The organism is Streptomyces sp. LMG1-1-1.1, from assembly GCF_040815545.1.
GTDB lineage: Bacteria > Actinomycetota > Actinomycetes > Streptomycetales > Streptomycetaceae > Streptomyces.
This window is the reverse complement of record NZ_JBFPNH010000018.1, coordinates 119,327-137,869: the sequence shown is the minus strand read 5'-3', so window position 1 is coordinate 137,869 and position 18,543 is coordinate 119,327. Positions and strand designations below refer to the sequence as shown.

At 73.4% G+C, this 18,543-nt stretch carries 13 protein-coding genes; 6 read left to right on the top strand and 7 right to left on the bottom strand.

Annotated features, from left to right (window positions below; genetic code table 11):
- Window positions 1–23: 23 nt before the first annotated feature.
- Entirely contained in the window at window positions 24–767 is a 744-nt protein-coding gene (gene ppgK, locus MRBLMG1_RS09325; RefSeq protein WP_367822594.1) for a polyphosphate--glucose phosphotransferase, read from the top strand.
- 145 nt (window positions 768–912) lie between these two features.
- Here the strand turns inward: ppgK and MRBLMG1_RS09320 are convergent, their stop codons facing one another.
- Entirely contained in the window at window positions 913–1,629 is a 717-nt protein-coding gene (locus MRBLMG1_RS09320) for a DUF6542 domain-containing protein (RefSeq protein ID WP_367822592.1), read from the bottom strand.
- 161 nt (window positions 1,630–1,790) lie between these two features.
- Between MRBLMG1_RS09320 and ychF the strand changes: the two genes are divergently transcribed.
- A complete protein-coding gene (gene ychF / locus MRBLMG1_RS09315; protein ID WP_367822590.1) occupies window positions 1,791–2,879 on the top strand; it encodes a redox-regulated ATPase YchF in 1,089 nt (362 codons plus the stop codon).
- Window positions 2,880–3,013: 134 nt separating this feature from the next.
- Here the strand turns inward: ychF and MRBLMG1_RS09310 are convergent, their stop codons facing one another.
- Together MRBLMG1_RS09310 and MRBLMG1_RS09305 are read right to left on the bottom strand one after the other, a co-directional pair.
- A complete protein-coding gene (locus MRBLMG1_RS09310; RefSeq protein ID WP_054221840.1) occupies window positions 3,014–3,277 on the bottom strand; it encodes a type II toxin-antitoxin system RelE family toxin in 264 nt (87 codons plus the stop codon).
- The gene (locus tag MRBLMG1_RS09305; protein WP_007266282.1) at window positions 3,270–3,539 is read right to left on the bottom strand and encodes a type II toxin-antitoxin system Phd/YefM family antitoxin; all 270 of its coding nucleotides are present in this window, start codon (window positions 3,537–3,539) and stop codon (window positions 3,270–3,272) included. The genes MRBLMG1_RS09310 and MRBLMG1_RS09305 overlap by 8 nt, the downstream gene beginning before the upstream one ends.
- A 451-nt stretch (window positions 3,540–3,990) precedes the next feature.
- On the opposite strand from MRBLMG1_RS09305, the gene MRBLMG1_RS09300 reads away from it, so the two are divergent.
- Complete coding sequence (locus MRBLMG1_RS09300; RefSeq protein ID WP_367822587.1) at window positions 3,991–4,578, top strand: hypothetical protein; 588 nt, start codon at window positions 3,991–3,993, stop codon at window positions 4,576–4,578.
- A gap of 8 nt (window positions 4,579–4,586) precedes the next feature.
- Here the strand turns inward: MRBLMG1_RS09300 and MRBLMG1_RS09295 are convergent, their stop codons facing one another.
- Window positions 4,587–5,348 (bottom strand): AfsR/SARP family transcriptional regulator, encoded by a 762-nt coding sequence (locus tag MRBLMG1_RS09295; RefSeq protein WP_367822586.1) that lies wholly within the window; start codon window positions 5,346–5,348, stop codon window positions 4,587–4,589.
- Window positions 5,349–5,504: 156 nt separating this feature from the next.
- On the opposite strand from MRBLMG1_RS09295, the gene MRBLMG1_RS09290 reads away from it, so the two are divergent.
- Window positions 5,505–8,555 (top strand): AfsR/SARP family transcriptional regulator, encoded by a 3,051-nt coding sequence (locus MRBLMG1_RS09290; protein ID WP_367822584.1) that lies wholly within the window; start codon window positions 5,505–5,507, stop codon window positions 8,553–8,555.
- 13 nt (window positions 8,556–8,568) lie between these two features.
- Here the strand turns inward: MRBLMG1_RS09290 and MRBLMG1_RS09285 are convergent, their stop codons facing one another.
- The 3 genes from MRBLMG1_RS09285 to MRBLMG1_RS09275 form a co-directional block, all read right to left on the bottom strand.
- Window positions 8,569–8,736 carry a hypothetical protein gene (locus MRBLMG1_RS09285; RefSeq protein WP_367822582.1) on the bottom strand — a complete coding sequence of 56 codons (168 nt, stop codon included), beginning with the start codon at window positions 8,734–8,736 and terminating at the stop codon, window positions 8,569–8,571.
- Window positions 8,737–8,973: 237 nt separating this feature from the next.
- The gene (locus MRBLMG1_RS09280) at window positions 8,974–11,361 is read right to left on the bottom strand and encodes a proprotein convertase P-domain-containing protein (RefSeq protein ID WP_367822580.1); all 2,388 of its coding nucleotides are present in this window, start codon (window positions 11,359–11,361) and stop codon (window positions 8,974–8,976) included.
- A 199-nt stretch (window positions 11,362–11,560) separates the two neighbouring features.
- The gene (locus MRBLMG1_RS09275; protein ID WP_367822578.1) at window positions 11,561–13,171 is read right to left on the bottom strand and encodes a phospholipase A2; all 1,611 of its coding nucleotides are present in this window, start codon (window positions 13,169–13,171) and stop codon (window positions 11,561–11,563) included.
- A gap of 359 nt (window positions 13,172–13,530) precedes the next feature.
- Here MRBLMG1_RS09275 and MRBLMG1_RS09270 point away from each other — a divergent pair, with 359 nt between their 5' ends.
- Together MRBLMG1_RS09270 and MRBLMG1_RS09265 are read left to right on the top strand one after the other, a co-directional pair.
- Window positions 13,531–15,714 (top strand): DEAD/DEAH box helicase, encoded by a 2,184-nt coding sequence (locus MRBLMG1_RS09270; protein WP_367822576.1) that lies wholly within the window; start codon window positions 13,531–13,533, stop codon window positions 15,712–15,714.
- Between the two features lie 179 nt (window positions 15,715–15,893).
- A complete protein-coding gene (locus MRBLMG1_RS09265; RefSeq protein ID WP_367822640.1) occupies window positions 15,894–18,539 on the top strand; it encodes an AfsR/SARP family transcriptional regulator in 2,646 nt (881 codons plus the stop codon).
- The last annotated feature ends 4 nt before the right edge of the window (window positions 18,540–18,543 follow it).

Genomic DNA, 18,543 nt, shown 5'->3' with positions numbered 1-18,543 from the left:
GCCGAAGCCCTTACCGTGGGTCCATGAACGTCTTCGGAGTGGACATCGGCGGCTCGGGCATCAAGGGCGCCCCCGTGGACCTGGAGCGCGGCGCGCTCACCGAGGAGCGCCACAAGGTCCTGACCCCGCAGCCCGCCACACCCGACGGTGTGGCGGGCTGCGTCGCGGAGGTCGTGGCGAACTTCGGCTGGACCGGCCCGGTCGGCGTCACCTTCCCCGGAGTCGTGACCGGCTCCACCATCCGTACCGCTGCCAACGTCGACAAGGCCTGGATCGGCGTCGACGCGGGCACCCTCCTCGGCGACCGCCTCGGCGGCCTCCCCGTGACCGTCGTCAACGACGCCGACGCCGCCGGCATCGCCGAGATGACCTTCGGCGCCGGCCGCGGCCGCAAGGGCACCGTCATCCTCCTGACCCTCGGCACCGGCATCGGCTCCGCCGTCTTCACCGACGGCCGCCTCGTGCCCAACACCGAACTCGGCCACCTCGAGCTCAAGGGCCACGACGCCGAGACCCGCGCCTCGACCAAGGCCAAGGAGGACGAGGACCTCAGCTGGGAGCACTGGGCCACCCGCCGGCTCCACAAATACCTCGCCCACGTGGAGATGCTCTTCTCGCCCGAGCTCTTCATCATCGGCGGCGGCGTCAGCCGCAAGGCCGACAAGTTCCTCCCCCTCATCGAGGGCATCCGCGCCGAGATCGTCCCCGCCGAACTCCAGAACAACGCCGGCATCGTCGGCGCGGCGATGGCGGCCCACGGGGCCTGACGCCGGGCGCCGGGGAACAGCGGTCCACGCGCTGGGCCTGGCGCGGGCCGGCCGGGGAACAGCGGTCCACGCGCTGGGCCTGACGCGGGCCGGCCGGGGAACAGCGGTCCACCCGCGGGGCCCGGCCGCCCGCTCCGCGCCCCGGCTACAGCACCGGGCGGCGGCGGGGGCCGCGGGGCGCTTCCGCGGGGGCGGGAGCGGGAGCGGGGGCGAGGGAGGCGGTGGCGAGCCGGGCGGCCGCGGCGGAGCGCTGATGACGGCGACCGATCTCCCGCACCTTCCGGAAGCTCGCGATGAGTCCGGCGACCAGAGTGCCGCCGTAGAGCCAGCCCGCGTGGACGGCGAGGGCGGTGACGACCGCCATGGCCTGGCCGCCGAGCCCGCCCGTACCGCCGGCGATCGGGACGACACCGACGGCGAAGGCGATCGGGACGCCGATCGGGGCGGTCACGAGGTCGGCCGTACGGACCCACAGCGCGGTGAGCGCGCTGACCGGCAGGAACAGCAGCCCGTAGACGACGGGGGAGCCGTCGAGGAGCAGCAGGTCGAGGAAGCCGATCGTCAGCATCACGGCGGAGGCGAAGAGCCCGGCGCCCAGACCGGTCAGACGGGGCGAGGGCAGCCGGCGCAGGGCGAGGACGACGGGCGGCACGGGCCTGGACCCGGCCGGCCGCCCGGCACCGCGGCCTGCGGCGGCGCCCGCCACCCCGGCGGCCCGCTCCACCCGGGCGCCACCGGGGGCCCGCCCGGACCGGCCGGTCACGCGGTACACGGCGGCGCCCTCCACGAGCGCCGGGGGCGGCGTGACGGGGGTCTGCGGCCGTCGGCGGCCTTGCGGCTGACTTGTCCTGTGCTGCTCCACACGACCAACGTAGGTCGGATGGGGCCGGGAACCGGGTCCGGGACACGCCCTTTGGGTGACGTTGCGCCCGAGATCGACCGAAGGTGGGCGTCACTGGCCGGTTCTCCCCGCCCGTAAACTGGGGAATCGGCCCCCCGTCCTCACTTCAGGAAGTCGCCACCGTGTCGCTCACGATCGGAATCGTCGGTCTGCCGAATGTCGGCAAGTCGACCCTGTTCAACGCCCTGACCAAGAACGACGTGCTGGCGGCCAACTACCCGTTCGCCACGATCGAGCCCAACGTCGGCGTCGTCGGTGTCCCCGACGCCCGCCTGACCAAGCTCGCGGAGATCTTCGGCTCCCAGCGCATCCTCCCGGCGACCGTCGACTTCGTCGACATCGCGGGCATCGTGCGCGGCGCGAGCGAGGGCGAGGGCCTCGGCAACAAGTTCCTCGCGAACATCCGCGAGTCGGACGCGATCTGCCAGGTCATCCGCGCCTTCAAGGACGAGAACGTCGTCCACGTCGACGGCAAGGTCTCGCCGAAGGACGACATCGAGACGATCAACACCGAGCTGATCCTCGCGGACCTCCAGACGATCGAGAAGGTCCTGCCGCGCCTCCAGAAGGAGATGCGGATCAAGAAGGACACGGCGCCCAAGGTCGCCGCCGTCGAGGCCGCCCAGGCGATCCTCGAGAAGGGCGACACCCTCTTCTCGCAGGGCATCGTCCAGGGCTCGGAGAAGGCGGAGCTCCTCCACGACCTCCACCTCCTCACCACCAAGCCGTTCCTCTACGTCTTCAACGTCGACGAGGACGAGCTGACCGACGACGCCTTCAAGGCCGAGCAGAGCGCCCTCGTCGCCCCCGCCGAGGCCATCTTCCTCAACGCCAAGCTGGAGCAGGACCTCGCCGAGCTCGACGAGGAGGACGCCATGGAGCTCCTCCAGTCCGTCGGCGCCGAAGAGCCCGGCCTCGCCACCCTCGCCCGCGTCGGCTTCGCCACCCTCGGCCTCCAGACCTACCTGACGGCCGGCCCCAAGGAATCCCGCGCCTGGACCATCAAGCAGGGCGCCACCGCCCCCGAGGCCGCCGGTGTCATCCACACCGACTTCCAGAAGGGCTTCATCAAGGCCGAGGTCATCTCCTTCGACGACCTCGTCACCACCGGCTCCGTAGCCGACGCCCGCTCCGCCGGCAAGGCCCGCATGGAGGGCAAGGAGTACGTCATGCAGGACGGCGACGTGGTGGAGTTCCGCTTCAACGTGTAGCCGTTTGCATACTGTACGTGATCTGATTAGTCAAACGTGCAGTTCGGAAGGGGTCGGACTCTTTAGAGTCCGACCCCTTCGTCGTCACCGTGCTGGATGGGTGCTGGATGTTCTGACGTGGAGTCAGCGGGTAATCAGGTCTCGTACACAGTGGACCGGTGTCCCACGTGGACGACCCAGACCACCAGCTCCCCGTTGTCGATCGTGTAGACGACGCGGTAGTCGCCGACGCGCAGCCGACGGCGTTCGGGCTGGGATACGAGCGCAGTGGTGTTGAAGCCGAGAGGGTCGGTCTCCAGCTCGGTCAGTTTGGCCAGGATGCGCAGTGCCATGTCGCGAGGGATCTTCCGGAGTTCGGCCTGGGCCTCGGGCCGGAAGACGGTCCGGTACTCACTCACTGCGCGCCAGCGTCTCCCTCATGATGTCCTCGATCGGGATGCCGGGTGCCGGGTTGGCCATGCGCTCGTCGATGATGCGGTTGATCTCGCGCTCTTCCCACTCCTGGTACTTGCGCAGGACTTCGATGGAGACGACGGCGGCGACTTCCTTGCCTCGGCGAGTGATCACCGTGGGCACGTCGTCGCGGTCTGCGCGCTCCACTACCTCCGCCAGGTGTGCTCGCACGTCGCGGATGGACTCTATGGGCAGTGGCTGCGTCATGCGCTCAAGCGTACCGAGTGTTCCATGTGTACACAATGCCGGGCGGGCGGGCGGCCTGCCCTCGCGGCGGACGCGCGTGCTGGATGTGCTGGATGAACCCGCACGGTGCTGGATTGGTGCTGTATAGCCACTTTCAGAACCACGCTTTCGCAGGTCATAGCTCTGAGCGGAACGTTCCGCTTCAACGTCTAGCGGCCAGGCGTGGCGCCGCGTCGCTGAGTCGGCGGACATGCAGGTCAGAGAGGGCCCGACTCTTCGGAGTCGGGCTCTTTGTCGTTCCCGGGTCGTTCCCGGGTCGTCCTGTGCCGTGTTCGGGGTGGGGCTGGGGGGAGGGGTGTCCGGATTACGACGTTGGTGCGGGGGGTGCGGAGAAAATACAGAAGGTGTGCAGCGTGCTCCGCGATGTTGGTCCTTCGGCCCCGTGCAGCGGGGCATGGGGGGAGGAGCGGGCATGGGGACAGTGCGGGAGGCCGTGCTCGAGTACGCGGCGGGGACCTTACGGCTGATGCCGGGGCAGGCGGCGGTGACGGCGGCGGTGTTCGAGGGGCCGCCGGCTGCGCTGCTGGGGAGGATTCCGCAGTTGGTGCGGGGGTTCGCGGGGGAACGGACCGATGGTGGGGCGCTGTTTCGTGCGGCGGCCGGACTGGTCGGGGAGGCGGCGGCGGGGGCGGCCGCGGGCGGGGATGACGGGCGCGGGTGTGCCGTGGTGCAGTCGTTGCCCGCGTTGAGTCGGGAGTCGGTGGGGAGTGCGATGGCGTCGCGGGCGGAGCGGCTGGCCGAGGCTGCCGACCGGTTGCACTGGGAGCTGGCCGAGTGCGGGGACGTTCCCGAGGGCCCGGCGGCTGGGCGCTTCGCCGCTCGATATGTGCTCTGCTACGCCGGGGCGGCCCTTCTCTGGGTGGGGAGGGCGGGGGAGGAGAGCCGGTCGGAGCGGATGGGCGAGGCGGTGGACGCGGTGCTGGCGGTCCTGGAGGACTCCGCGGCCGGTGTGCCGGATGTTCCGGCCGCGCTCGCCCTGCTTGCTTCCGGGGGCAGCTGACAGCTGGTTCAGCCGGCGAGGTCGCCCGCAAGGGCCAGCTGGAAGGTGCGGGTGAGGAGCGGGCCGGGGGCGACGCCCAGTCGGTCGGCGAGTAGTTCCCGGCCTGAGTGGAACTGGAGCAGGGCGGCCGCGGGCTGGCCCGCACGGCACTGGGCGGTCATCAGGAGGGAGCGGTATCGCTCCCGTAGGGGGTAGCGGGCCACCAGCCTGGTCAGTTCGGCGACGAGGCCGTGCGGGAGTCCGGTGGCGAGTTCCGCCTCGGCGCGGTCCTCGAGGGCCGTGAGCCGGGCCTCCTCCAGCCAGGGGCGCTCTTCGTGGGCCAGCTGCTCGGTGGTGTCGGCCAGGGCGTCGCCCTGCCAGAGGTCGAGGGCGGAGCGGAGGACGGCGGCGGCCTGCCGTGCGTCTCCCTGGCGCAGGAGTGTGCCGCCGAGGGCGGCGCGCTCGGCGAACAGGCGGTGGTCGCAGGCGAGTCGGCCCGGGGTGGCCGTGAGGCGGTAGCCGCGTCCCACGCGTTCCAGTCGGGCGGCCCCGTCGAGAGGGGCGCGCAGGCGGGAGGCGTAGGTGTGCAGCTGGGCGACGGAGCGGGCCGGGGGGCGCTCGCCCCACAGGGCGCGGATCAGGCGGCTGTCGGGGACGACCCGGCCGTCGGCGAGCAGCAGTGCGGCGAGGACCGTGCGGGGCTTCGCGCCGCCCAGGGCGTTCTCCGCGCCCCCGGACGCGGCCCGGATGCGGACCGGTCCGAGCAGGGCGGTCTCCAGGAAGGGCGTCATGGGGAGCGACCGTAGGCGGGCGGCACATCCTGCTGATATCGGCTGCTTATCGGTGGTTCGGACCGCCGGCTCGGACGGGGCTCGTACCCTCTGTCGCACCCGTGCCCCAGCTATTATGATCATGACAACTTTCAGGGGGGGCCTGAATTGGCGTCGATGCGGTTTTGCCTGCTCGGGACACTCCGACTGGCTTGCGAGGACCGGGAGATCCGGCTCGGTGGGGCCCGTCAGCGCGCGGTGCTGGCCCTGCTCCTGCTGCGGCGTGGCCGCACGGTCTCCGTGGACGAGCTCGCCGAGACCGTCTGGGACGGTTCGCCGCCGCCGACGGCCCGGACCCAGATCTCCATCTGCGTCGCCCAGCTGCGCAAGCTGTTCCGGGAGGCGGGCGTCGATGACGAGGTCATCGTCACCTCCCACCCCGGGTACCGGCTCGACACCGACGGTCACGGGTTCGACCTCGTGGACTTCCTCTCGCTGGTCGGGCAGGCGTCCGCGCTGGCGGGCTCCGGCCGCTCGGCGGAGGCCGCCGACGCCTACCGGCGGGCCTTCGCCCTGTGGCGGGGCCCCGCCCTGGACGGCCTGACCGGCTACGCGCTGGAGCAGGAAGCCTGCTGGCTGGAGGAGCAGCGGCTGACCGCGCTGGACGACCACGCCGAACTGCGGCTCGCCCTGGGCCGCCACCAGGAGCTCACCGCCGAACTGGCCGCCCTGGTCAGGGAGCACCCGCTGCGGGAGCGCACCCGGCACTCGCTGATGCTCGCCCAGTACCGCTCCGGCCGCCGCGCCGACGCCCTGGAGACCTTCCGCACCGGCCACCAGCTGAGCGTCGACGAGCTGGGGCTCGAACCCGGCACCGCACTGCGGGAGCTGCACAACGCGGTCCTCTGCGAGGACCCGGCCATCGCGGCCCCGCCGACCGTCCCCGAGCCCGTCGCGACCGTCGCGCCTGCCGTGGCCGTCGCGCCTGGTGGGACCGTCGTGCCTGCTGGGACCGTCGCGCCTGCTGTGACCGCTGCGACCGGCGCTCCTGCCGTGACCCTCGTACCCGTCACGGCCGAGGAGCCGGCGGACCGGCCGGAGAGCTCGCCCGCGGACTCCCCGGGCGAAGCCCCGGCCCCCGCCGACCGCCGCCCGGCCCCGCCCGTCACCGCGTCCCTCGCCCCGTCCGACCTCCCCCCGAACATCCCCTCCTTCACCGGCCGCGCCGCCGAGACCGAGATCCTCGACGCCCTGCTTGACGGCCGTCCCGACGGGGAGCCGCCGCGGGTCGCCCTGGTCACCGGGGTGGCGGGGATCGGCAAGACCGCGCTGGCCGTGCACTGGTCGCACCGGGCGGCCGCCTCCTTCCCGGACGGCTGCCTCCACGTGGACCTGGGCTCCGCCCCTGCCGCCCCCGGCGAGGTCCTGGGCCGCCTGCTGCGCTCGCTCGGCGCGCCCGGCGACCGGCTGCCCGACGACGAGGCGTCCCGGATATCGCTCTACCGCAGGCTGCTGCGCGGCCGCCGGGTCCTCGTCGTCTTGGACGACGCCTCCTCGTTCTCGCAGGTGGCCCCGCTGCTGCCGGCCAACGGCGGCTGCTGCGTGGTCGTCACCAGCCGGGAGAGCATGGAGGAGCTGGTGTTGCGGCACGGCGCCGTCCGGGTGCCGCTCGGGGTGCTCGACCGGGCCGACTCCACCGCCCTGCTCGACCGGATCGTCACCGGCGGCCGTACGGCGGCCGCGCCCGCCCAGACGGCCCGGCTGGCCGAACTCTGCGACGGGCTGCCGCTCGCCCTCTGCATCGCCGCCGCCCGGCTGGCCACCCGCCCGCACTGGACGGTGCGCCGCCTCGCCGACCGGCTCGCCGACGAGCACCGCCGCCTGGACGAGCTCAGCCTCGGCGGGAGCCGGGTCCGGGCCAGCTTCGAGCTGAGCCACGGCTGCCTGTCACCGAGCCTCGCCTCCGTGTACCGGCGGCTCTCCCTCCTTGACGTCCCCGACGTGCCGGCCTGGGCCGTCGCCGCCCTCCTGGACTGCCCGGTCGAGACCGCCGAGCAGTACCTGGACGAACTCACCGACGCCCACCTCCTGGAGGTCTCCGGCCCGGACGCCACGGGCCAGTACCGCTACCGCTTCCAGAGCCTGCTCCGCCTCTACGCGCGTGAACGCGCCCAGGAGGACCCCGATCGCCCCGCCGCCGAGGCGGCCCGGGACCGGGCGCTGCACAGCTGGCTGACCGTCGCCGAGGCCGCCCACCGCCGCGAGTACGGCGGCGACCACTCCGTGGTGCACGGCCCGGCCCCCCGCCCGCACGTCGACCGGGACCTCCTGGACGACCTGCTGACCCGCCCGCTGGACTGGTTCGACTCCGAACGCCACTGCCTGGTGGCGGCCGTCACCCAGTCCGCCCGGCTGGGGCTCGCCGCACTCGCCTGGGACCTGGCCTCCTCCACCGTCGGTTTCTGCGAGATCCGCAGCAACACCGACGACTGGCGCCGCCTCTGCGAGGAGGGCCTGGCGGCCTCCCGGGCCGCCGGGGACCGGCAGGGCGAGGGCGTGATGCTCGGCGAGCTGGGCGCCGCCCTGCTCTACCGGGGCGAGTCGGAGGCCTCGGTCCGGCTCCTGGAGGAGGCGGACGGCGTACTGCGGGCCGGCGGCGAGGTCTACGGGGCCGCGCTGAACGCCTGCAAGCTCGCCGTCGTGGTCCGCCAGCGCGGCGACGCGGGCACGGCACGCACCCTCCTGGACGGGGCGCTGCCCGCGCTGCGGGCCGCCGGGGACCTCTCCGCGCAGGCCCACGCGCTCAACAACCTCGCCCAGATCGCCCTGGACGCGGGGGACCCTGAGGAGGCCGTACGCCTCGGCAGGGAGGCGGTCGCGCTGGCCCGGGGGCTGGGCGCGACCCGCGGCGCGGCCCAGGCCTTCCACCGACTGGGGCGCGCCCTGCTGGCGGCCGGGCGGCTGCCGGAGGCGGAGGAGGCCCTCACCGAGGCGGCCGGAATCGTCCGCGCCAAGCACGACCGGCTGGGCATGGCCTACGTCCTGCTGGCCCTGGCCGAGGCCCGCCTGCGGGCCGGCCGCGCCGATCGGGCCGACGAGGACCTCAGCGCCGCCCTCGCCCTGGCCGAGGAGACCGGCAGCACGGTCCTGCTGGACCGCCTGCACCTGCTCCGGGTCGAACGCGAGGAGGCGCGGACACCGGGCGCGGAGCTCCCGCAGGAGGCGTGACCCGGGCTGGTACTCAGTCCCAGGGCTCGGTCTCCACGACCGCCGTCGTCCCACCGGCAGCGGCCGAGGTCGAGGCCGTCGCCGTCGTTCCGCCCGCCACCGCGGTGCCGGCGGCCAGGGCCACACCAGTGATGATCGCCGCGACCGCCACGACCGCCTTGACGAGATGCTTGTTCCCCATGTCCCCACGTCCTCTCACCCGTCGCCCACCGGACTCCGGCCTGTGCCGGTCCGTTCCCCGAGCGACTCGCTCTGACATCGACAGACGTTAGGGGAAGGCGATTTCGACTCCTTATCGGCCCGCTATCCCTTCCCCTTCCCGGCCCCGCTCACCTGCGGAAACGGGCGTGGCCCCCGGCGGGGGAAGCCGGGGGGCACGCGTGGGGGAGTGGTGCGGAGTGGATCGGGGGAGGAGCGGTCAGAACTTCAGGGTCCAGTGGTCGAGCGTTCCGGAGGAGCCGGCCGAGATGTCCTCGACCCGGAGCTTCCAGACCCCGCTCGCGGGGGAGGCGGAGGCGTCGACCGTGTAGACCTGCTGGATCACGCCGTTGCCCTCGTCCTCCACGGACTCCTTGACGAGGTAGACCTTGCCGTCCGGGGCGACCAGGTGGACGTCGAGGTCACCGCGCCAGGTGTGGGTGGCGTGCACGTACACCTGGAGGTTCTTCGGAGCGTTGCCCGTGATGCCGGTGACGGTGACCGGGACCTCGATGGTGCCCGGGTCGGGGACCGAGTGCGGGGTCTGCACCTCGTACGCGGGGAACGTCATCGACCAGGCGTTGAGGGTGCCGACGGAGCCCGTGTACGGGTCGGAGACCTTGAGCGTCCACTTGCCGTCGGCGGGGGAGGCGGAGGCGTCCACTCGGTAGGTCTCGCGGAGCACCCCGCCGTTCTCGGTGGCGGCGGTGGAGGTCGAACGCAGCGGGTAGGTCCGGCCGTCGGGGGAGAGCAGGTCGATCCGGACGTCGCCGCGCCACTCGTGGGTGACGTCCACGGCGACCTGGAGGGCGGCCGGGGCCTTGCCGCCGATGCCGTCCACCGTGAGGTCGGAGGTGACCGATCCGCCGTCAGGGACGCTGAGGTTGCCGGTCATGGCGAAGGGGGAGGGGAACTTCAGCGACCAGCCGAGGAGGGTGCCCTTCCCGCCGGTGGAGGCGTCCGTGATCTGGAGCTTCCAGGTGCCGGAGGCGGGGGAGGCGGAGGCGTCGACGGTGAAGCCGCCGAGCGCGCCGCCCGTCTCGGTGGCGGAGGTGGACTTCAGGCGGTACAGCCGCCCGTCGGGACCCACCAGGTCGATCTTGAGGTCGCCGCGCCAGTCGTGGCTGCCCTCCAGCTCGACCCGGAGCGCCTTGGGTGCGTTGCCCGGCACCCCGGTGACGGTCAGCGGGGCCTCCAGGGTGCCCGGGTCCGGGATGGGCCGGTCGGTGTCGTCGAAGACCTGGGAGGGGCGGGGCCGGGCGGCCGGCGCCGGCTCCGGGGCGACCGTGCCGACGACGGCCTTGCCGACGTCGATGCGGGGGGTGACGGCCCCGGTGTAGGTGATCGGCGTGCCGGTGGTGACCAGCTTCGCCACCAGGTTCGCGATGCTCTCCGTCGGGTACTTCTGGCGCAGCAGCGCCAGGGAGCCCGCCACGTGCGGGGCCGCCATCGAGGTGCCGTTCTTCGCCGCGTAGCCGCCGCCCGGGACCGAGGACACCACGGACGTGCCGGGTGCCATCACGTCCAGCAGCGGGCCGCGGTTGCTGAAGGAGGCCACCTGGTCGTCGTCGGTCGTCGCGCCGACCGTCACCGCCGACGGGACGCAGCCGGGGGCGTTGACCGCGTCGCCGTACCCGTTGTTGCCGGCCGCGACGACCGTCGCCACGCCCACCGAGTACAGGCTGTCGATCACGGACTTCCGGGGGTCGGTGTCGCAGGCCGTGGTCCAACGGCCCGCGCCCAGCGACATGTTGGCCGCGATGATGTCCATGCCGGACTGCTTCAGCGCGTACACCTTCTCCAGCGCCTTGATCTGCGAGCTGGTGAAGCTCAGCACGCAGGGGCTGTTGCCCGCGCCGCAGTAGTCGTCGGAGTCGAAGCGGGAGAACACCTGCATCGCCACGATGTTCGCGCCCGGGGCCACCCCGCGCTTGGGGGCGCCGCTCAGGCCGGTCCCGTTGCCGGCGGCTATGCCCGCCACGTGGGTGCCGTGCGAGCAGGCCGCGCCGAGTTCCGCGCAGCTGCCGGTGTCGGCGTCGGCGCTGCCGGTGCCCTCCTGGGAGGCCTCGCCGTTCGGGCAGAGGCTGGTGGCGCCGTAACTCTCGTCGTTCACCGAGAAGCAGGCCTCGGCCGTCACCCGGCCGCCCAGGAACGGGTGGTTCTTCGCGACGCCGGTGTCGATCACCGCGACCGCGGTGCCCGCCCCGGTGGCGCCGGCGGCGAAGGCCTTGTCCGCGCCGATCCGGACCGTCGACTCGTCGAGCATCGCGGGGACCGGGACGTCCTCCGTCACGCTCACCACGTCCGGGTTGGAGCGGAGCGCGGTGAGCCCCGCCTGGTCCACCGTGAGGGTGACCATCGGCAGCCGCTCGTACGCCACTTCGGTCTCGCCCGCCGCGGCGGCCGTGGCCACGTCGGAGCGGGTCTGGGTCACCACGTTCACCCGGACCGTGCCGCCGCCCTGGGTGCCGGTCTCCAGCGCCGGGTCCACCGGGACCCCGTCGGCGGCGGCCGCCGGGGTCACCCCGACCAGGGGCGCCAGGCCCGCCGGCAGTGCGCCGAGCAGCAGGCCCGAGGCCATCGCGACGGCCACAGCAGATCTCTTCACGACAGGCTCCAGGGAGTAGGCACCGAGCGGGCGGTGCCGCGGCGGTAGGAAAAGGCAGGAGGGGGCGACTCGCTGATGAAGCCCGCGAGTTCAGGGCTGGAAGTTCGAGGGGGGCGGGGCCGTGTGGTCAGGCCCCGGGGCGGGGACCGGGCAGCGTCGGCTGTTCAGCTGCCCGGTTCCCCTGCGGTCGCACGGCCCGTCAGGTGGCGTCGGCGCCGTTCCTCGGGTGGCCGCCGTAGAAGACGCCGAGGTAGTACGTGTACGCGGTGGAGCGGCAGGCGCTCTTCCAGAAGTACGCCGGGCAGGTGTTGTAGTAGAGCATGTTGTAGAAGGCGACGTCGGTCGCGATGCCCTTGTTGCGGTCCAGGTAGTAGCGGTAGCCCTTGTAGGTGTTGCCGATGGTGCCGTAGCCGTAGTCGTGCGAGTCACAGGCGGTACGGAAGTCCCAGCCGCCGGGCTTGTCGGAGGCGCTGGTGCAGTGGTCCTCGAAGATGCCCATGACCCAGGCGCCGGTCGGGGTCTTCTTCCAGCTCGGGTTGTGCCAGCCGTAGTGGGCGACCTTGGTCGCGCAGCCGCTGTACTGGTACCACATCCACGTCTCGGGCCGGGAGCAGTAGCTCGGGTAGGCCTGGGCGGAGGTGATCTCGCCGGGGCCGAAGTCCTCGGAGGCCGGGGCGACGCCCTCCTCCTGGGCCAGGCTCGGGGCGCCCTGGACGGCGCTGCCGGCCTCCGGGCGGAGGCCCGTGGTCTCCACCGACTGCGGGGCGGCCGCGTCACCGGAGTAGGTCAGCTGCCAGGACGCGCCGTCCTCGGCGGAGGCGGCGACCACCCGGTCCGAGGCGTCGTAGCTGTAGGTGTTGAGCTGGCTGCCGGCCGCCGGGTCGATGACCTTGCGGAGCAGGCCGGAGCCGTCGTACGAGTACCGGGCCAGGGTCTGCACGGTCTGGCCGACGGTGACGGTGATGTCCTTGACCTGGCCCGCGACGTCGCCGAGCGTCTGACCGGCGGCGGTGGTGGCGGTCGCGTAGTTGACCTTCACCGTCTGCGCGGGGACGTCGGCGCGCGCCGGGTCCTTGACGGTGGAGACGCGGCCGGTGCTGTCGTAGGTGACCGTCGTCTGCTTGAAGGCGGAGCTGCCGACCGCCGTCACCCGCCAGTTGTCGCCGCTGCCGCCGACCTGCTTCCAGGTGTAGGACGGCTTGAGCGAGGAGGCCGCGATCGGGTTGCCGGCGGAATCCAGCGGCACGTCGTCACCGGAGGCGACCTGGGTGAGGTCGATGTTGAGCGTCTCGGTGACCGTGGTCTTCAGTACGCCCGCCAGGTCGTCCCACTGGACGTTCTCCACCAGCGTGGAACCGTCGGACGCCTTGTAGGTGTTGATGCTGCCGCCGTTGGCGCCGGCCACCGAGTCGGTCAGGTCGTAGCGGACGGACTCGGCGGTGTCCAGGTCGGTGGTGGTGATCGAACCGGAGCCGGGGACCAGCTTGCGGTTCAGCTGGCCGCCGACGAACTCGGCCTCCCAGCTCGGACCGAACACCCCGAGGTCGGTGCGGGTGGTCGGGGCGTCCTGGGCCTGGGCGACGCCCGCCCCGCTCCCGTCCACCGTGTGGGTGCGGCTCATCAGGCCGTACGTCACGTCGTTCTCGGATATCTGGAAGGTGTCGTCGGCCGACTGGTACATGCCGGGGCCGATCAGCTGGGTCTCCCCGGTCTCCAGCGCCGGGGACGGGAGGTCCTCGGCGATGGCCGACTGGGGGAGCAGCAGGGCCAGTGACACTGCCGCCACTGCGGGAAGCGCGATTCTGCGCACGTTCGGTTCCTTCGAGTCACCGGCGGCCTGCGGTCCGGGCCTTGCGGCCGGCCCCTGTTCGCCTGTTCGAACCGGTCGTTCTCGGCCGGCAACGAGGAACTTAGGAACCCGCTCCTTCGATCCGGTATGCGTCCGCCATCGCCCGCGCCGATGCCCCTCCGATGGCACCCGGTTGCCCGTACGGTGACGCTCCCGGCCCGTCCGGTCGGCGCCGTCCACGGGGTCGGTGCGGCGGGGTCCCGGGGAGGTGGCGCACGGCCTCCGGGAGACTGCTCGTCCCGGGAGACTGCTCGTCCGGGGAGACGTCGTGGTGCGCTCCGGTGGTTCGGGCCGGGCACGGGAGAAGAGGGGTGGGGCGCGTGGGGCGTGACGAGCGGGAGGTGGTGGCCAGAGGGGCGCGGTTGTACGCGGCGGCCCGGGGGGTGTGCGGCGATCACGGCAGGGCCGTCGAGGCGGTACAGGAGGCGTTGAAGCCGCTGCAGGACGAGGCGGTGGCGCGGGAGCTCGATGCCACGCCCGTCGCCCGCCTCCAGGAGGCCACCGGGGGGCGGGTGCAGTGGGAGAGCGTCGAGCGGAGCGGGCTGCGGACGGTCGGGCGGGTGCTGGAGGCGGGGCCCTACCGCCTGCGGCAGGTTCCCGGGGTCGGCCGGCGGACCGCGGACCAGATCCTCGCGGCCGCCCAGCGCCTGTCCGAGGCCGTGCACGAGACCGTAGCGGTGCGGATCGACGTGGACCGGCCGGAACCGCGGACCTCGGCGCTCGTCATCGCCCTGAACCTCCTGGTGGAGGCAGGGCCGGACGGGCGGCGCGCGGTGGACATGGCCGAAGGTCTGGCGCTGCGGCTGGGCCCGCTGCTCGCCGAGGCCGGACCGGCCGCCGGACGGTTCCGGATGCTGCTCGCCGGCCGGGAGAAGCGGTCACGGGCGCTCGCGGCGGTGGACGGGATCCGGTCGCTGGTGGAGGACGCGGACCGGGCGGGGGCGCTCGGACTGCTCGCCCAGGCGTCGGTGGATCTGCTGCGCGAGCCCGCGACCGACATCGCGGCCTGGGTCGACTTCGAGCTGCGCTCCGCCGAGTACTACGGCCTGCTCGCCGAGATCCCCGGGCGGGCACCGGACGTGGGCGCCGCCCAGGGGTTCCTGCCCGACAAGCTCGCCGAGCGGGTGCGGCGCCAGCGCCTCGACGACTCCCGCCTGCGCGTCTCCCTGCGCGGGTACCAGGAGTTCGGCGCGAGGTTCGCCCTCGCCCAGCGCAAGGTGCTCCTCGGCGACGAGATGGGGCTCGGCAAGACGATCCAGGCGATCGCCGCGTTGACGCATCTCGCCGCCAAGGGGCAGAGCCACTTCATGGTCGTCTGCCCGCCGAGCGTCCTGGTCAACTGGGTGCGCGAGATCGAGGCCCGCAGCACGCTGCGGTCCGCGCTCCTGCACGGCCCCGACCGCCACGACGCCTTCGCCGACTGGAGGAGCCGGGGCGGGGTCGCGGTGACCACCTTCGACGCGCTGCGCGGATTCCCCGCCCCCGACGGCGGCGAGATCGGGATGCTCGTGGTGGACGAGGCGCACGCGGTGAAGAACCCGAAGACGCTGCGGTCCCAGGCGGTCGCCCAGTGGGTGGAGCGCTGTGAGCGCGCCCTCTTCATGACCGGCACCCCGATGGAGAACCGGGTCGGGGAGTTCCGCGACCTGGTCCGGATGCTCCATCCCGGCGTCGCGGACTCGCTGACGGAGGGGGACGCCCTGACGGGCTCGGTCGCCTTCCGCAAGGCCGTCGCACCGGTCTATCTCCGGCGCAACCAGAAGGACGTACTGGCCGAGCTGCCCGCCCTCCAGCACACCGACGAGTGGGAGGAGCTGAGCGTCTCCGACGAGGAGGCCTACCGGGAGGCGGTGGCCGCCGGCAACTTCATGGCGATGCGGCGGGCCGCGTACATGCGCCCCGAGAAGTCGGCCAAGTTGGAGCGGCTCCGCGAGATCGTCCGGGAGGCCGGCGAGAACGGCCAGAAGACGGTGGTCTTCTCCTACTTCAAGGACGTGCTGGGCGTGGTGGCCGAGGCCCTCGCCGGCGGTGTGCCCGTGCACGGTCCGCTCACCGGTGAGGTCCCGCCGGCCCGGCGGCAGCAGGTCGTCGACGACTTCGCGGCCGAGCCCGGGCCCGCGGTGCTGCTGGCGCAGATCCAGGCGGGGGGCACCGGCCTCAACATGCAGGCCGCGTCCGTGGTCGTCATCTGCGAACCCCAGGTCAAGCCGACGATCGAGCAGCAGGCGGTGGCCCGGGCCCATCGCATGGGCCAGGTCAGACGGGTCCGGGTCCACCGTCTGCTCGCCACCGGCGGGGTGGACGAGCGCATGGTGAGGATGCTGGCGGCCAAGACCCACCTGTTCGACTCGTACGCCCGGCGCAGTGCCGTGGCCGAGGCCACACCGGCCGCGGTCGACGTGTCGGACGTCGGCGTCGTCCAGAGGATCGTGGAGGAGGAGCAGGCGCGACTGGGCCTGGTCGGCGAGGGGCCGGCGGCGGTCGGGCAGGAGGAGTCACCCTGACGTGCGCCCCGCGCCCGTGCCCCGCGCCCCCGGTCCGGTGCCGTGTCCGGATCGTGCGGGTGGGGGTGGGGAGGGAGGTGGGGACGGGGGCGGCGGGGGTCAGGGGGGGTGCCGGGGGCGACGTATCCTCGGGGGCTGGGGTCAGGGGGTGCGGGGGAGAGGGATCGCGGAGGTACATGGTGGAGTTCAGGCTGCTCGGCTCCGTTGCGTTGGTGGCGGAGGACAGGGACGTAGCCTTGGGGCCCGCCAAGCGGACGAGCCTGCTCGCGATGCTGCTGTTGCGGCCCAACAGCGCGGTGAACGTGGGGCAGTTGATCGACGCCCTGTGGGAGGAGGAGCCGCCCACCCATGCGAAGACGGTGCTGCAGGGGCACGTGTCGCGGCTGAGGGCGCTGCTGGCGGAGTACGGGGCCGAGGCGTACGGCGTGGAGCTCGCCACGCACGGGTCGGCGTACATGCTGCGGATGCCGGAGTCGTTGGTGGACGCGCACCGGTTCGAGGAGCTCGTCGGTCTCGCGGGGGTGCAGCGGCAGCCGGCCGACGCGGTGCGGATGCTGCGGGAGGCACTGTCGTACTGGCAGGGGCCGGCGCTCACCGGGACCGTGCACAGCAGGCCGCTGGAGGCCGCGGCCGGAGGCCTGGAGGAGCTGCGGCTGGCGTCGGTGGAGGCGCTGGCGGAGGCGTACGGGAAGCTGGGCGAGCACGCCAGGGCCGCCGCCGTGCTCCGCACCGAGGCCGTCGCGCACCCGCTGCGGGAGTCGCTGGCGGCGGCGCTGATGCTGGCGCTCGGCCGCTCAGGTCGGCAGTCGGACGCGATCGACTGGTACCACAGGACCCGGCGGCTGCTCGCCGAGGAACTGGGCGTCGACCCGGGCGAGACGCTCGCCGAGGCCTACGCCACGCTGCTCCGCTCGGCCGAGCCCGTCACCGTGCCGCGCCCGGCGGCCCCGGCCGACGTCCAGGTGCCGGAGGGGCTGCCGCGGGCGCCGCGCGGCTTCACCGGGCGCGGCGAGGAGCTGGCCGCGCTCGACCGGGCGGTGTCCTGCGAGGAGGCGCCGGTGTGCCTCGTCACCGGGCCCGCCGGCGTGGGCAAGACCGCGTTCGCGTTGCACTGGGCGTACCGGCGGCGCGCCGACTTCCCCGACGGGCGGCTCTTCGCCGACCTGCGCGGCTTCAGCGACACCCAGGAGCCCGAAACCGCCGCCGTACTGCGGGAGTTCCTGCTCGCGCTGGGCGTCCCGCCGCAGCGCGTCCCGGAGGCGGTCGAGGCGCGGGGCGCGCTGTTCCGCTCGCTCACCGGAGGGCGGCGGCTGCTCGTCGTCCTCGACAACGCGCGCTCCTCGGAGCAGGTCAGGCCGCTGCTGCCGGGCGGCGACCACTGCACGACCCTGATCACCAGCCGTGACCGGCTCGGCGGCCTCATCGCCTCCGACGCCGCCCGTCCGGTGCCGCTGCGGCACCTGCCGACGGCCGACTCGACGGCGCTGCTCACCACCGTGCTCGGCGCGGAGCGGGTCGCCTCCGAGCCCGACGCCGCCGCGCGGCTCGCCCGGCTCTGCGACGGGCTGCCGCTCGCGCTGCGGGTGACGGCGGCCCGCCTGGCCGAACGGCCGCAGTGGACCCTGAGCGCGATGGTCGGCGAACTCGCGGACGAGCAGAGCCGGTTGATCCTCCTCGACGTGGAGGACCGAGGGGTGTCGGCGGCGCTGCACCTCACCGTGCAGCAGCTGCCCGATTCCGCCGCCAGGCTGTTCCGCGCGATCGGTCTGCACACCGGCTCCGACCTGGACCGCTTCGCGGCCGGGGCGCTCGCCGGGACGTCCCCCGCGCAGGCCTCCGTCGACCTGGACCGGCTGGCCGCCGCGCATCTGCTCACCGAGTCCGTCCCGGGCCGCTGGACGCCGCACGACCTGGTGCGGCTGTACGCCCGCCACCTCGCCCCGCAGGCCGACCCCGAGGGGCTGCTCCGCCTCCTCGACCACTACCTGTACACGGGCCTCGCGGCCGACGCGGCCGCCGAACCGGGCTCCCAGCCCTGCTACTCGCTGCCCGCCGACGTCCGACGGCCCGCCGCCACGCGGGAGTTCGAGGACCGCACGGCCGCCCTCGACTGGTACGCGGCCGAACGCCCCGCCCTGGAGGGGGCGGTGGCCGCCGCCGCGGCCCTCGGACTGCACGACCGCGCCTGGCGGCTCGCCCTCGTGCAGTGGCCGCTGATGCTCATGCGGATCGGCGACGGCTGGACGCCGCTCCTGGAGGCCGGTCTCGCCTCGGCCGTGCACGTCGGCGACCTCGACGCGCAGTCGCGGACCCGGGCGCTGCTCGGCTGGATCCTGCACGAGGAGGGCCGGGACACCGAGGCGCTCGTCCACCTGGAGAAGGCGCCGGGTCTCGCGGCCCGGGCGGGCGACGCCATCAGCGAGGCCATCGCGTACGTCAACTACGCGGCCGTCCTCGACGCGACCGGGGAGCACGAGCGGGCCGGGCTGCTCATGGTGCACGCGGTCTCGCTCGCCGACCGCACCGGCCATCCCTCCACCCAGGTGCTGACCCTCCAGCACCTGGCGGGGCACTGCCTGAAGGCGGAGGAGTACGAGGCCGCCCTCGCCCACACCGTTCGCGCCGGGGAACTGGTCGCGCCCGACGCGGTGGTCGTCCGGGCGCAGCTGCAGATCGCCCGGGGCGAGGCACTGGCCGGCATCGGCCGCCTCGACGAGGCGGCTGACCAGCTGGAACGTGCCATCGCGGCGGCCGACAAGGCCGGATTCCCGGAAGGATCGGCGCGGGCGACGGAGCGTCTTTCGCGGCTGTCAGCGGATCGTTAGCGGT

What these genes read in the sequence shown, in the direction of transcription:
- ppgK (WP_367822594.1), top strand. Translation starts at nt 24, where the DNA reads ATGAACGTCTTCGGAGTGGACATCGGCGGCTCGGGCATCAAGGGCGCC.
- MRBLMG1_RS09305 (WP_007266282.1), bottom strand. Translation starts at nt 3,539, where the DNA reads ATGACGCAGCCACTGCCCATAGAGTCCATCCGCGACGTGCGAGCACAC.
- MRBLMG1_RS09300 (WP_367822587.1), top strand. Translation starts at nt 3,991, where the DNA reads ATGGGGACAGTGCGGGAGGCCGTGCTCGAGTACGCGGCGGGGACCTTA.
- MRBLMG1_RS09295 (WP_367822586.1), bottom strand. Translation starts at nt 5,348, where the DNA reads ATGACGCCCTTCCTGGAGACCGCCCTGCTCGGACCGGTCCGCATCCGG.
- MRBLMG1_RS09290 (WP_367822584.1), top strand. Translation starts at nt 5,505, where the DNA reads ATGCGGTTTTGCCTGCTCGGGACACTCCGACTGGCTTGCGAGGACCGG.
- MRBLMG1_RS09285 (WP_367822582.1), bottom strand. Translation starts at nt 8,736, where the DNA reads ATGGGGAACAAGCATCTCGTCAAGGCGGTCGTGGCGGTCGCGGCGATC.